Annotated in this window: 12 protein-coding genes; 5 read left to right on the forward strand and 7 right to left on the reverse strand. The window is 63.3% G+C overall.

Annotated features, from left to right (window positions below):
* Positions 1-9 precede the first annotated feature (9 nt).
* The gene (locus B0G81_RS05520) at positions 10-219 is read right to left on the reverse strand and encodes a DUF3311 domain-containing protein (protein ID WP_134143002.1); all 210 of its coding nucleotides are present in this window, start codon (positions 217-219) and stop codon (positions 10-12) included.
* Between the two features lie 282 nt (positions 220-501).
* On the opposite strand from B0G81_RS05520, the gene B0G81_RS05525 reads away from it, so the two are divergent.
* The 5 genes from B0G81_RS05525 (at position 502) to B0G81_RS05545 (ending at position 6,888) form a co-directional block, all read left to right on the forward strand.
* Complete coding sequence (locus tag B0G81_RS05525; protein WP_116123220.1) at positions 502-912, forward strand: nuclear transport factor 2 family protein; 411 nt, start codon at positions 502-504, stop codon at positions 910-912.
* Between the two features lie 13 nt (positions 913-925).
* Positions 926-2,341 (forward strand): FAD-dependent oxidoreductase, encoded by a 1,416-nt coding sequence (locus tag B0G81_RS05530; protein ID WP_134133809.1) that lies wholly within the window; start codon positions 926-928, stop codon positions 2,339-2,341.
* A 257-nt stretch (positions 2,342-2,598) separates the two neighbouring features.
* The gene (locus tag B0G81_RS05535) at positions 2,599-4,029 is read left to right on the forward strand and encodes an amino acid permease (RefSeq protein ID WP_134133810.1); all 1,431 of its coding nucleotides are present in this window, start codon (positions 2,599-2,601) and stop codon (positions 4,027-4,029) included.
* A gap of 136 nt (positions 4,030-4,165) precedes the next feature.
* Positions 4,166-5,155, forward strand: coding sequence for an AAA family ATPase (locus B0G81_RS05540; RefSeq protein WP_134133811.1), 990 nt, complete (start codon positions 4,166-4,168; stop codon positions 5,153-5,155).
* A complete protein-coding gene (locus B0G81_RS05545) occupies positions 5,152-6,888 on the forward strand; it encodes a cobalt chelatase (protein WP_134133812.1) in 1,737 nt (578 codons plus the stop codon). Before B0G81_RS05540 ends, B0G81_RS05545 begins: the two co-directional genes overlap by 4 nt.
* 21 nt (positions 6,889-6,909) lie before the next feature.
* Here B0G81_RS05545 and B0G81_RS05550 read toward each other — a convergent pair whose 3' ends face one another.
* The 6 genes from B0G81_RS05550 to B0G81_RS05575 form a co-directional block, all read right to left on the reverse strand.
* A complete protein-coding gene (locus B0G81_RS05550) occupies positions 6,910-7,671 on the reverse strand; it encodes a sulfite exporter TauE/SafE family protein (RefSeq protein ID WP_116123224.1) in 762 nt (253 codons plus the stop codon).
* Positions 7,668-8,705 carry a phosphate acetyltransferase gene (gene pta, locus B0G81_RS05555; RefSeq protein ID WP_134133813.1) on the reverse strand — a complete coding sequence of 346 codons (1,038 nt, stop codon included), beginning with the start codon at positions 8,703-8,705 and terminating at the stop codon, positions 7,668-7,670. Before pta ends, B0G81_RS05550 begins: the two co-directional genes overlap by 4 nt.
* Before the next feature lie 147 nt (positions 8,706-8,852).
* On the reverse strand, positions 8,853-10,685 hold the full coding sequence (gene xsc, locus B0G81_RS05560; RefSeq protein WP_181196469.1) for a sulfoacetaldehyde acetyltransferase: 1,833 nt from the start codon (positions 10,683-10,685) through the stop codon (positions 8,853-8,855).
* A 187-nt stretch (positions 10,686-10,872) separates the two neighbouring features.
* On the reverse strand, positions 10,873-12,306 hold the full coding sequence (gene phnY, locus B0G81_RS05565) for a phosphonoacetaldehyde dehydrogenase (protein WP_134133814.1): 1,434 nt from the start codon (positions 12,304-12,306) through the stop codon (positions 10,873-10,875).
* A 224-nt stretch (positions 12,307-12,530) separates the two neighbouring features.
* Positions 12,531-13,346, reverse strand: coding sequence for an ABC transporter permease subunit (locus tag B0G81_RS05570; protein ID WP_241974999.1), 816 nt, complete (start codon positions 13,344-13,346; stop codon positions 12,531-12,533).
* Between the two features lie 97 nt (positions 13,347-13,443).
* Positions 13,444-14,259 (reverse strand): taurine ABC transporter ATP-binding protein, encoded by an 816-nt coding sequence (locus B0G81_RS05575; protein ID WP_134133815.1) that lies wholly within the window; start codon positions 14,257-14,259, stop codon positions 13,444-13,446.
* Between the last annotated feature and the right edge of the window lie 30 nt (positions 14,260-14,289).

Below are 14,289 nucleotides of genomic sequence, written 5' to 3' on the forward strand. Positions count from 1 at the left end.
GACACTCCTTTAGCAGTTTTGCGGGTGGGACTCGTCGTGACGGCAGTCGAACACGCGCCAGCAGATCATCAGGCAGCCGGAGGTGAGGATGAACCACGCGAAGATCCAGGCATAGATGAACGGCACGCCCAATACGAAGCGATCGACGGACGCCACCCAGGGCAGCAGGCCGATCACGCCAAGATAGGGAATGCCGAGTCCGATAAACAGTTTGAGCACGTCAACTCCTCGTAGCATGTGGCCGATACCCTCAGTGTTGCCGAACAAAAAAATAGAACCATAGAGCCAGTTCACGGGAGTCGATGAGTCCAATTCAGCACTTGCCGCAAACGTCGCGAAACCCGCGTCACGAGGCGCTGCACCAGGCGAAAGCACCGCACTGGACCTACCGGCTAAAAAACCCCCTGCCTACAATTTCCTCACGGATCGCCAGCCACCGGCGGCGTCTCATGCCTTACCGAAACGAACGCGAAAGCGAAAGTCATCCAGGAGGAGAAAGCAATGGCTCAAACACAGACCCCGCTGCAGCACGTCACGGCCGAGACACTGGCCGCGTTTTCCGATGCGTTCAATCGTCATGACGCAAACGCGCTGATGACCTTCATGACCGACGATTGCGTGTTCGATGCGGCAGGCGGTCCGGAAGTCTTCGGCGCACGCTTCGTGGGCCGCGAGGCGACGCGCGCGGCCTTCGAAGCCGTCTTCAAGACCTTTCCCGACGCGCATTGGGGCAAGGGCCGCCATTATGTGATCGGTGAACGCGGCGTGTCCGAGTGGGTGTTCACGGGAACGCACGCGGAAGGCTGGCGCATCGAGGCGGAAGGTTGCGACCTGTTCGAGTTCCGCGATGGCCTCATCGCGGTCAAGCGGGCCTTCCGCAAGGAACGTCCGAAGCAGAACCTCGCACGCTGATCGGGAGCTTCACATGGAGCACAGTGAAATCGAACGCGTCGCGCACGGCATGCCGTCCGGCCGCGAAGGCGACACGCGCTACGATCCGGCGTACGACCCGCTGGTGTCGCCGGGACCGGGCTGGGGCAAGCAATACGCGCCGACCTACTGGGTCGCGACCGCGGGCACGCCGCCCGAAGACGACGGCCCGATCACGGCGGACGTCGACGTGGATGTGGCGATTATCGGCGGCGGCTATACCGGGCTCGCCACGGCGCTCTGTCTCGCGCGGGAGCACGGCATCAAGGCGGTCGTGCTGGAAGCCAACAAGACGAGCTGGGGCTGCAGCAGCCGCAACGGCGGGCAAGGTCAGAACGCCTCGGGCCGCCTGTCGCGTTCGCAATGGATCGAGCGTTGGGGTAAAGACGTCGCGTTGAAAATGCACGATGAGATTCAGGAAGGCTTCGATAATTTCAAATCGCTGGTCGCGGAGATCGATTGCGATCCGCAACCCGGCGGCCACTTTCTGATCGCACACCGTCCGCGCATCATGCAGAAGCTCGCCGCTGAGGCCAAGGTCTGGAAGGACGTGTTCGGCTATCCGTCCGAGCTGATCGACAAGCAGACGTTCCAGCGCGAATACGTCAACGATCACGAAGCGGCCGGTGCGCTGCACGAGCCCGAGGGTATCGGCATTCATGCGTTGAAGCTCGCCTTCGGTTATCTGCGGCTGGCCCGCGAGGCGGGCGCCAAAGTGCATCCGGCGAGCCCGGTGCTCGGCTGGGAAACGATCAACGGCGTGCATCATTTGCGCACGCCGGGCGGCATCGTGCGTGCGCGCGCGGTCGGCATTGCAACGGGCGCGTATACGTCGCAAACGCTGCACAATTCGCTGCGCAGCCGCGTCATGCCGATCCTGTCGAATTCGATGGTCACGCGCCCGCTCACGAAGCAGGAAATCGACGCGTGCAACTTTCGCACGACCCAGGTGCTGACCGATACGCGCACGCTGCGTTTCTACTACCGCTTTCTGCCGGACAATCGCTTGCAGATCGGCAGCCGCTCCGCGATCACAGGCGCCGACGCACCGAATACGCGGCACTACGATCTGCTGGTCAACGGCATGCTGCGCAAATTTCCAGCCTTGCGCGGCGTTCCGATCGATTACTCGTGGTGGGGCTGGGTGGACGTCAGCCACGACATGATGCCGCGCGTGTATCAGCCGGATCCGATGCAGACGGTGTATTACGCGCTCGGCTACGGCGGCAACGGCGTGTCGTATTCGCAGCAGGCCGGGCGGCGGCTCGCTGAACGCATCGCGGGAAAGGGTGCGAAGCAGACGTTGCCGATCTTCACGTCGCCGTTGCCGGGGCACCCGTTTGCGCCATTCCGGCGCATTGGCCAGCGGATGCTGTATCAACTGTATTTCCGGCGCGACGAAAAACCCTGATGCAGCGGGCGGAAAATCGCCCGCGCGCCGGGTGGCGCTGAACTTGCAACCCGCAACTCGCCGCGCGCGCTGTGCAACCGCGCACCCAACGGCGCACACTTGCACCATGCGCGAGAGGCGCGCGGTGCTTCATCAAAAATCATACGGCGAGACGCATGAGCGTCCTCGCCCCATCCAGTATTGACGACGATAGGACCGGGGCGGCCGCGAAAGCAGGCCGGCCCGGTCCGCGATCGGATAACGGAATTGGAGGTGACATGCAGCGATCTACAGACACAACGGAATTGAAGGCGGGCCTCAAACAGCGCCACATGACGATGATCGCACTCGGCGGCGTGATCGGCGCGGGGCTCTTCGTCGGCAGCGGCGTGGTCGTGCAACAGGCCGGCCCCGCGGCCGTGCTGTCGTTTTTGATCACCGGCGCCCTGGTCGTGCTGGTCATGCGGATGCTCGGCGAAATGGCCTGCGCGATGCCGGCCGTCGGTTCGTTCTATGAATACGCGCGGCTCGCGTTCGGCGGCAAGCGCGCGTCCGGCAACCTTGCCGGCTTTTTGACCGGCTGGATGTACTGGTATTTCTGGGTCATCGTCGTCGCGGTCGAGGCCGTGGCCGGGGCGAAACTCGTGCAGTTCTGGCTACCCGACGTTCCCGCGTGGGCAATCAGTCTCGTGCTGCTGGTCACGCTCACGGCGACCAACCTGGTCTCCGTCGGCAGTTACGGTGAATTCGAGTTCTGGTTCGCGTCGATCAAGGTCGCCGCGATCATGGTGTTCCTGTTTCTCGGCGGCATGTATGTGCTGGGACTGTGGCCCGCAGCGAAGCATGTCACCGCCGTGCTGCCGACGCTACTCTCGCACGGTGGCTTGATGCCGAAGGGAATCGGACCCGTGCTGAGCGGCGCGGTCGCCGCCACCGGCTTTTACTTCGGCGCGGAGATCGTCACGATCGCGGCGGCCGAAGCGCAGGAGCCCGCCAAGGCCGTCGCCAAAGCAACCAACTCGGTGATTACGCGCGTGCTGGTTTTTTATGTCGGCTCGATTCTGCTCGTCGTCGCGCTGGTGCCGTGGAATTCTCCGAAGATGGCGACACCGTATGTGAGCGCACTCGATGCCATGGGTATTCCGGCGGCCGCCAGCGTGATGAATGCCATCGTGCTGACTGCGGTGCTGTCGGCGCTCAACTCAGGGCTGTACGCCGCGTCGCGGATGATCTTCGCGCTGACGCGCCACGGCGACGCGCCCGCCGCGCTCGCCAGGGTCAACCGTCGCGGCGTGCCGGTTCGCGCGATCCTGATCGGCACCATGTTCGGCTATGCGTCGGTGGTGATGTCGTATGTGTCGCCGGATACCGTGTTCGCTTTCCTCGTGAATTCGTACGGTACGGTGGCGATTTTCGTGTACGTGCTGATCGCCATCTCGCAACTGAAACTGCGTGCTCGTATCGAGCGGGATGCGCCTGAGAAACTGCGCGTCAGGATGTGGTGCTACCCGTACCTCACGTGGGTCGCGATCGTCGGCATGGTCGGCATTCTGGTGGCGATGGCGTTCATTCCGGAGCAACGTCAACCGTTGTGGTTTGGCGTAGCGAGCCTCGGCGTGTTGCTTCTTGCTTATCTGCTGCGCGTCCGCAAGACCGGCACCGGCTTTAGCGAACCGGACGCGCTGGAGTACCGGCATCACCATCGCTGATATCGGAGTTGCATCGGTTATAAAAAACGAGATGATTTGTATCGAAAAAAGAAAGTGCGTATGATGGACCGGCGAGGCCGCGCCGCCAACCTGTTGGCCGTCGGCCGCTGTCGTGACGAAGCGCGAGGAGACCGTAGTGACCGATATCGTGACAGGCAAGCCGGACCGGATGGTCTCGGTGCGCACGTTGTTTGGCATCGACTCAGACTTGATGGTGCCGGCCTTCAGCGAACGCGACGACCACGTTCCGGAAATCGACGAGGTGTACCGCTTCAATCCAGAAGTGACGCTGGCGATTCTCGCCGGCTTCATGCGCGAGCGCCGCGTGATGGTGCAGGGCTTGCATGGCACGGGCAAATCCACGCATATCGAACAGGTCGCGGCGCGCCTGAACTGGCCCTGCGTGCGCGTGAATCTCGACGGCCATATCAGCCGTCTCGATCTGGTGGGCAAAGACGCGATCATCGTGCGCGACGACGTGCAGGTCACCGAGTTTCAGGAAGGCATCGTGCCGTGGGCGCTGCAACGGCCCATGGCGCTGATCTTCGACGAATACGACGCGGGCCGTCCCGACGTGATGTTCGTGATCCAGCGCATTCTCGAGCGCGACGGCAAATTCACGCTGCTCGATCAGAACCGCGTGATTCATCCGCATCCGTATTTCCGCTTGTTCGCTACGACCAACACGGTCGGCCTCGGCAATCTGAACGGGTTGTACCACGGCACGCAGTTGTTGAATCACGCGCAGCTGGACCGTTGGAATGTGGTCGCCACGCTCAACTATCTGCCGCGTGCCGAGGAAGCCGGCATCGTGCTGGCGCGTGTGCCCGAACTCGCCGACGACACTGGCCGCGCGCTGGTCGAGTCGATGATCAGCGTCGCGGAACTGACGCGCAAAGGCTTCGCGACCGGCGATCTCTCCACGCTGATGTCGCCGCGCACCGTGATCGACTGGGCGGAAAACTGCCAGATCTTCCGCGATCCGGCCATGGCGTTTCGCCTGACCTTCGTCAACAAGTGCGACGAGGCCGAGCGGTCCGTCGTGGCCGAGTATTTCCAGCGCTGCTTCGATAGGGAACTGGAAAGCACGGCGGAGCGCGAGATGCGCTCGACGGTGCCGCAATGACGCCTGCCGAGCGGCAAGCCACACGCCGCGCCGAACAGCGTCAGAATCTGTGCGCGGCGGCGGTGCGCGCATTGACCGGCGACGCCGAGCTGCATTACCGAGCCGGCCGTTTGTACCGTGGCCTGCGTCCGGTGCATCTGCATGCGCCGCATCTGCGCACGGACCCGCAACTGGATGATCTGCGTTCCTTGCGCGGTGCCGCGGACGGCGCAGCATTACGCCTCACGCATTCCGACGCGAATCTCCACGCGAGTCTATGTCCCACTGAGCAGGCCGAGCCGGTCGAGCGACTCCTGTTCGAACTATTCGAGCAGCTACGTTGCGAAGCGCTTGCGCCGGCCGGCATGCCCGGACTCGCACAGAATCTGCGTCATCGTTTCGAAACATGGTCGCGTGCGTTCTATCGCACGGGATTGACCGATGGCCACCTCGGCATTCTGCTTTACACGGTGGCCCAGATCGTCTGGTCGCGTCTGTCGGGCTGGCCGGTGCTGGAAGAAACAGAAGGTCTGATTGAGGCCACCCGCGCCGCGATCACACCGACGTTGGGCGTGCCGCTCGCGGCGCTACGGCGGCATAGAACGGAGCAGGGCGTGTTTGCACTTCATGCGCTCGAATTGGCCCGTCTTGTCAGCCAGATGATGCGTGACGCGCGTGCGCAGTCCGTCGAAGATGCAGAAGCCCAGGCGCCGGAAGATGACGAAGCCGTGCGCGCCATGTTCGCACTCTGGTTCGATACCGACGACGGCGAGCAGGTCGACATGGGTCTCGCCGCCACCGGCGAAAGCCGCGTGCTCAGAGAGGCCGAGCATCGCTACCTGGCGTACACCACGCGCTACGACCGTGAGTTCATGCCGGGCTCGCGCATACGCGGCGAGTTGCTGGCCGAATACCGCGACCAGCTCGACAAGCGCATTGCCGCGCAGCGCATCAACGTGCCGCGACTCGCGTATGCGCTCAAGGCGGCGCTCGCCGTGCCGCAACGCGACGGCTGGTCGTTCGGCGAAGAGCACGGCCGTATCGACGGCCGGCGTCTGTCCCAACTGGTCAGCTCGCCGGCCGAGCGGCGCCTGTTTTTGCTCGAACGGCACAAGCCGATTGCTGATTGCGTGGTGAGTTTTCTCATCGATTGTTCGGGGTCCATGCGCACCTATATCGAACCGGTGGCGATGCTGGTCGACGTGCTCACGCGCGCGCTCGATCAGGCGGGTGTCGCGAGCGAGGTGCTGGGTTTCTCGACCGGTGCCTGGAACGGCGGCCGTGCGCGGCAAGACTGGCTGGCCGGCGGCAGGCCGCCGCATCCGGGGCGGCTCAACGAGGTCGCCCATCTCGTCTTCAAGGATGCGGCGACTAGCTGGCGGCGCGCTCGTGCCGACATCGCGGCGTTGTTCAAGGCCGATCTGTTCCGCGAAGGCGTGGACGGCGAAGCGGTCGACTGGGCCTGCACGCGGCTGCGCGCGCGTGCCGAGGCGCGGCGGATTCTCGTCGTGATTTCAGACGGCAGTCCGATGGACAGTGCGACCGCCCAGGTCAACGACGCCTACTACCTCGACAATCATCTGAAGCAAGTGGTGGCGCGCAACGAAGCCGCGCGCGATGTCGAGTTGCTGGGCCTTGGCGTTGGACTCGATCTCAGTCCGTATTACCGCCGTTGCCTAGCGGTCGATCTGTCCACGGCGCCTGACATGTCGCAGTTTGCCGAACTCGTCGGCTGGATCGGCGCGCGGCGCTAGGGCGCGTGTGTCCGCGGCCTCTTAGCGGAGCAACTGCTGCAACGCGTGCAGTATCAGGGAGCCGCCGATCACCACCAGAATCGCGTACGCGATGCGGCGTGTCATCACGCCCGACAGTGGCGGCGGATACTGCCGCGCGACGAGCGTCATCAGCGCGACGACCGGGACCGCGAACGCGGCCTGCATCCAGATATCGGCGTCGAGTTGGCCCTCATACGCACTGAACAGCGTACGAGTGATCGAAGTCACCGTGAAGATCAGAATCAACGCGTAGCGGATCTGCATGAGTGAGAGCGGCTGGCGATAGAACTGAAAAATCAACGGCGGCCCGGATACGCCGAACATCCCGCTCAGTAGACCGCCGAACAGGCCGCTCACGAAGAAACTCCGGTCGCCCGAGCGGCAAGCGAGCGGCGCCGGCCGCAGCGCCGCGCTCAAGCCGCCATACAGCACCACGGCGCCCAGCAGCAGTTGCAATACGCTGGAAGCCGAATTGCTCAACAGATCCAGCACCAGCACGCCCGCCACCACCGACGGCAGAATCCCCAACGTGGCGGCGCCCACCGCGCGCCAGTCGATGTGATGCAGTTTGCCGGGCAACGCGGCTGCGCTGTTGGCGAGCGTCACGAGGCTGAGCAAAGCGGCGAGACTCGTGACCGGCGCCAGGTCCAGGCCGCTGGCCGCGCCGATCACGATCATGCTCAGACCGAAGCCGGTGATGGTTTGAAAATAGCTCGCGACGCCCATCAGCGCGAGCAGAGGCAGCAACTTCTGAACGATCATGAACGAGACGGCGTGAGGAGGGCGTCGGGATGCGTGAGCGCGGCTTGCGCCTGCACCGCGGTGACGGCGGTGACGTAGTAGATGTCGTCCGCGCTGCAACCGCGCGAGAGGTCGTTGGCGGGCTTGCGCAGGCCTTGCAGCAAGGGGCCGATCGCCTTCGCGCCGCCGATCCGCTCGGCCAGCTTGTAGCCGATATTGCCCGCCTCGAGACTCGGAAACACCAGCACGTTGGCGTGGCCTTCAACTTGCGAATGCTTGACCTTGCGCAGCGCGATTTCGGAGACGATGGCCGCGTCGAGTTGAACGTCGCCGTCGATCGCGAGATGCGGGCGGCGTTCCTGCACGATGTGAGTTGCGTTGATCACTTTGTCGACTGCCGCATGATGCGCGCTGCCGCTCGTCGAAAACGACAGCATGGCCACGCGCGGTTCGTCCATCAGCAGGCTTTTTGCGCTGTCCGCCGCAGCCATCGCGATCTCGGCGAGTTGGGCGGCATCGGGCTCCACCACGAGTGCGCAATCGGAAAAGATCAGGCCACCTTTGAGCGTGTGGAACGGCTCGCACAACATCATCAGAAAGAAGCTCGAGACGAGCTTGAATGACGGCGCAATGCCGATGATCTGGATCGCGGTGCGCACCACGTCGGCGGTGGTGTTGACCGCGCCGGACACGGAACCGTCGGCCTGGCCGAGGCGCACCATCAGGTTCGCGAAGCACAAAGGGTTGAGGATTTCCTTCTGCGCCTGTTCGAACGTCATGCCCTTCTTGCTGCGCAATGCGAACAATTCGCCGGCATATAACGGTGCGAGCGCCGAAGCGGCGGGGTCCACCAGTTCCATACCGCTTAGATCGACGTCGAAGCGGGCGGCGGCCTCACGGATGCGCGCGGCGTCGCCCACCAGCAGAATGCGCGCAATGCCTTCGCGGCTTGCGCGCTGCGCCGCCTGCAACACGCGCGGGTCCTCGGCCTCGCTTAGCACGATACGCATCGGCGAACGGCGCGCGTGTTCAATGATGCGGTTGATGGCTTTCATAATCGTGGCCGAGAGGAGAGGTAGTGAGATCTCGAACGAAGAAGCCGGAGACAGCGCGCGTAAAAAGAATGCGCGCTGTTTCCGGCCGGTGAGCGCGGCGGCCTCGGTCCGCTTGAACACGGCGGCCGCCCGCGCCGCATGACACGCTCAGACGTAGTCCTTGTACTTGTCGAGCATGCGCACCGGCTTGGAGAGCGCGTCGCGGCGGAACGGGTCGCCCAGTTCACGCGTACACATGATTTCGATGATGGTGGTCTTGCCGTGATTCATCTGCGCGTCGATCGCACGCTTGAGCGCCGGGCCCACATCTTCGAGACGATCCACCACGATGCCTTCGGCGCCCATCGCGCGGGCAATCGCCGCGAAGCTCTGGTTGTCGAGTTCGCCCGCTACGAAGCGGCGATTGTAGAAGTCCACCTGATTCTTCTTCTCCGCGCCCCACTGACGGTTGTGGAACACCACTGCCGTCACCGGAATGTTGTGGCGCACGCAGGTCATGGTTTCCATCAGGCTCATGCCCCATGCGCCATCGCCTGCATACGACACAGCCGGACGGTGCGGCGCGGCAACCTTGGCGCCGATGATGGTCGGAAACGCGTAGCCGCAATTGCCCCAGCTCATCGCCGCGAAGAAACTGCGCGGCTTGTTGAAGCGCAGATAGCTGTTGGCCACCGAGTTGATGTTGCCGATATCGGTCGAGACCATCACGTCTTCAGGCATGGCCTTTTCCAGTTCGCGCAGCACCTGGCGCGGATGCAGATAAGCGCCGCCGCCGGGCGTGCGTTCGTGCTTCTGCTCCTCGATCATGTCGAGGCTGTAGGCATCGCGTTCGTGCGTCCAGTCGTCGAGTTCTTTTTCCCAGGCCGCTTTCTCGGACGCGATCTGAGCGCCGCGTTCCTCGCGCGTGGCGTCGCTTGCGAGCTTGCGTCCCGCAAGACGCTCGGTCAGCGCGACGGCAGCGGCCTTCGCGTCGCCGCAGATGCCCACCGAAATTTTCTTCACCAGGCCGAGCATCTTGTGGTCCGCATCGATCTGGATGATCTTCGCGTTGGTCGGCCAGTAGTCCATGCCATGCTGCGGCAGCGTGCCGAACGGTCCGAGGCGCGAGCCGAGCGCGATCACGACGTCGGCGCGCGACAGCAGCTTCATCGCTGCCTTCGAGCCTTGATAGCCGAGCGGGCCGCACCACAGCGGATGGTTGGCGGGGAACGAATCGTTGTGCAGATAGCTGTTGACCACTGGAGCGTTCAACCGCTCGGCGAGCGCCTTGCATTCTTCGATCGCATCGGCCATCACCACGCCGCCGCCGGAAATGATCACCGGGAACTTGGCTTGCGCGAGCAGTTCAGCCGCTTCGTTCAGGCTTTGCTCACCGCCCGCGCCGCGATCGAGACGCTGCGGCTGGGGGATTTCCACCTTGACCTGACCGTAGAAGTAATCGCGCGGAATATTCAACTGGGTCGGTCCCATTTCCGCCATCGCGCGGTCGAAACAGCGGCCCGTGAATTCGGCCATACGCGCCGGATGGGTGACGTGGCCTTGATACTTGGTGAACTCCTGGAACATGGGCAGTTGCTTGGCTTCCTGGAAGCCGCCCAGACCGATGCCCATGGTGCCGGCCTCCGGCGTGACGATCACGACCGGGCTGTGCGCCCAATAGGCCGCCGCAATGGCGGTGACGCAGTTGCTGATGCCGGGGCCGTTCTGGCCGATCACCACGCCGTGACGTCCCGAGACGCGCGAATAACCGTCGGCCATGTGACCGGCGCCCTGCTCGTGCACCACCGGAATCAGACGGATGCCGGCGGGCGCGAAGATGTCCATGGCGTCCATGAAGGCGGAGCCCATGATGCCGAACATATCGGTCACGCCGTTGGCCGCCAGGGTTTCGACAAACGCTTCCGACGGCGTCATGGCCTGCGGGCCGCTGGCACGGTTGTCGGCGGTAGCGTCACGCGGGGAAGGATTCTGCTCGCTCATGGGGTGTCTCCAGCTCTTTGAGATAAATGGAACAAAAAATACCGAAAAATGCTTGGTGTCTGAAATGTAGGCCAGTGGTTTCCGTCAGTCAACCAAAATTCAAATAAATGGAACGTTTTGTATCAAAAAAATGTACTGTTTTGTAGGGTTGCGGCTTGCGCCGTGGCAGCGGCGGCCGCTCACGGCCTTACTGCCATGGCAATGAGTACGTTTTGACGTTGGTGAAGCTCTTGATCGCTTCCTGGACACCTTCCTTGTAGCCGAGCCCCGAATCCTTGATGCCGCCGAACGGCGTCAGTTCGAGCCGGTATCCCGGCACCTCGCGCACGTTCACGCTGCCCACCTCCAGCTCCGCGATAAACCGCGTGATGTAGTCGAGCCGGTTCGTGCAGACGGAAGAGGACAGGCCGTAATCGGTGGAGTTGGAGAGTCGGATCGCTTCGTCGATATCGCGGAAACGGATGACCGGCGAAACCGGCCCGAAGGTTTCATAGCGAACGAGCGGCATATCCGGCGTGACGTGATCGACCACGGTCGGCGAATAGAGCGCGCCGCGGCGCACGTTGCCGAGCAGCAGCTTCGCGCCGCGGCTGACGGCGTCGTTGACTTGCGCTTCGAAGAATTTCGCGGCGTCTTCGTCGATCACAGTGCCCATGTCGGTGGCGGGATCGGCCGGGTCGCCGTAGCGTATCGCGCGGGTCTTCTCCACCAGCAATTCGACGAAGCGGTCCGCCACCGCTTCATGCACGAGCATCCGCTTGATCGCGGTGCAGCGCTGTCCCGAGTTCTTGTACGAGCCGGAAACGGCCAGCGTGCTCGCTTCGTCGAGGTCCGCGTCTTCCATCACGATGATCGGATCGTTGCCGCCCAGTTCTAAAACCGCGCGCCGATACCCCATTTTGTTCGCGATGTATTTGCCGATGGCGACGCCGCCCGTGAACGTGATCAGGTCCACGTGCCGGTTCGTGATGAGTTCGTCGGCGATGTCTTTGGGGGCGCCCGTCACCACCTGGAGCATTTGTTGCGGCAGGCCGGCGCTGTAGAGAATGTCGGCGAGCAGGCAGGTGGACAGCGGCACCTTTTCCGACGGCTTGACGACGATCCGATTATTGGTCGCGATGGACGGCACGATCTTGTGCGCCACCTGGTTCATCGGATGATTGAACGGCGTGATCGCGCAGATCACGCCGAGCAGCGGTTCGCGCTGCGTGTAGACGCGGCGCTGTTTGCCGTGCGGTGTCAGATCGCAGGAGAAGATCTGGCCGTCGTCTTTTAGCGCTTCATTGGCGCCGAAGACCAATACGTCGCTGACGCGGCCGGCTTCGTAGAGCGAATCTTTTTTGCAGAGCCCCGATTCCGCGGTAATCAGGTCGGCGATTTCGCCGGTCCGCTCGCGCACGATATCCGCCGCGCGGCGCAGGATCTGTGCGCGCTCATAGCGTGTGAGCCGGGCGCGATACGCGTGCGCGTATTCGAAAGCATGGCGCACGTCGTCCACGGTGGCTTTTGGAACGGTGCCGACCAGTTCGCGCGTAAAAGGGTTGAATACTTCGATGACCTCGGCGCGCGTGACCCTTTCACCGCCGATGCGCATGGCCTCGTGCCGAACTGCAGCAGGCATCCGTGGTTTGAAGATGGCGTTCACGCGGCCCCCTGACTGGATTGACGATGGTGGAAGATAAATGTCGTACCGTTGAGGTCGATAGTGCCGTTGGGCACGCCGGCGGGGTAGAGCCAGCGTGGGGGAGTCGCTGAGTCCAGCGCCGTGTCACCACGTGACGCAAAAAAAGAGAAAGGGCCCGAAGAAGGGCCCTTGTCAACGAACTGAACTGCGGTGAAGCCTCGTCAAACCTTCCCTTTCCAAGGCACCAGCACGCGCTCGATATAACGCATCAGCAAATCGAAGCACAGCGCAAAGAACCCGATCACGATGATCCCCATGATCACCACATCGCTCGCGAGAAACTCCGCGGCGTTGAGCACCATGAAGCCGAGCCCGCTGGTCGAGGCGACCATTTCAGCGGCCACCAGCGTGGTCCAGCCCACGCCGATGCCGATCCGCATGCCGGTAAAGATCTCCGGCATCGCCGACTTGAGGATCACGTACAGCACCACTTGCGTGCGCGAGGCGCCCATCGAATACGCGGCGTGAATCTGCTCGATCGACACCGACCGCACGCCTGCGCGGGCCGCAATCGCGAGCGGCGCGAAGATCGCCAGGTAGATCAGCAGCACCTTCGAGAATTCGCCGATGCCGAACCAGATGATGATGAGCGGCAAATACGCGAGCGGCGGCAACGGCCGGTAGAACTCGATTGGCGGATCGAACGCACCGCGCGCGAAGCGCGACACGCCCATCATCACGCCGACGGGTATCGCCGTGAGACAGGCGAGCGCGAACGCGCCGAACACCCGCAGCAAGCTGATGCCGGTGTGCTGGGCGAGCGTCGAATTGGCGAAGCCTTCCGTCGCGACGTAGATGAACTTTGCGTAGACGGCCTGCGGCGATGGCAGGAACAGCGGCTTGATCCAGTGCAGATTGGTCGCCGCGAACCAGAGCGCAAGGAACGCGGCCACCGTGATCAAGCTCGTGGCGACGCTGCTGCCTTGTCCCGGCACGCCGAACGTGTCGCCGGGCCGGGCGGGTTTCTTCGCGAGCATACGAGGTCCACGGCCCGGTCTGCGGGGCGGTCGGACCGGCGTGTTCGTCTCCATGGGCGCGGCCTCGCCGTGCAACACGGCATGAGCGGATTTAGAACTAAGCATGAGCGACTCCGGCGTCGGCGCCGTGCATTTTCTCGTCGCCGTAAATGATGTTGAGAACCTGCTCGCGCATCGCGATGAAATCGGGACTCGATTTGATCGCCCGTGCGTCGCGCGTTTCGAGAAAACGGCGATTGAAGTCCAGTTCGTAGGTATGCGTGATGCGCCCGGGACGCGGCGACATCACGATCAGCCGGCTGGCGAGAAACAGCGCCTCCTCCACGCTGTGCGTGATGAAGAAAAACATCTTGTTGGTCTTTTTCCAGACGTCGAGCAGAAGCTCCTGAATGGTTTCGCGAGTGAGCGCGTCGAGCGCGGCCATCGGCTCGTCCATCAGCAGCATCGCCGGATCGCAGGTGAGCGCGCGGGCAATGCCGACGCGCTGCTGCATGCCGCCGGAGAGCTGATAGATCATGTGCTTATGGAAGTCCTGCAAGCCGACCAGCGCGAGATTGCGCACGGCGATTTCGCGCCGCTGCGCGCGCGGCACGCCTTGCAGCTTGAGGCCGAATTCCGCGTTGTCGATCACGTTGAGCCACGGCAAAAGCGCGTGCTTCTGGAACACCACGCCGCGGTCCGCCCCAGGCCCCGCGATGGGTTCGCCGCCGAGCAGCAACTCGCCCCGGCTCGGTGCGATGAAGCCGGCCATCAGCGATAACAACGTGGTCTTGCCGCAGCCGGATGCGCCCAGCGCGACCACGAAGTCACCCGAGCGGATCGTCAGGTTGATATCGTCGAGCGCCTGCACGGTCTGGCCGGGGCGCCGCCCCGGAAACACCACGCTCACGTTTCTGACTGTCATGTTTTCCATGTTGCCTCCTGATCTCGCGGATCACGGTTA

This window comes from Paraburkholderia sp. BL6665CI2N2, assembly GCF_004366535.1.
Lineage (GTDB): Bacteria > Pseudomonadota > Gammaproteobacteria > Burkholderiales > Burkholderiaceae > Paraburkholderia.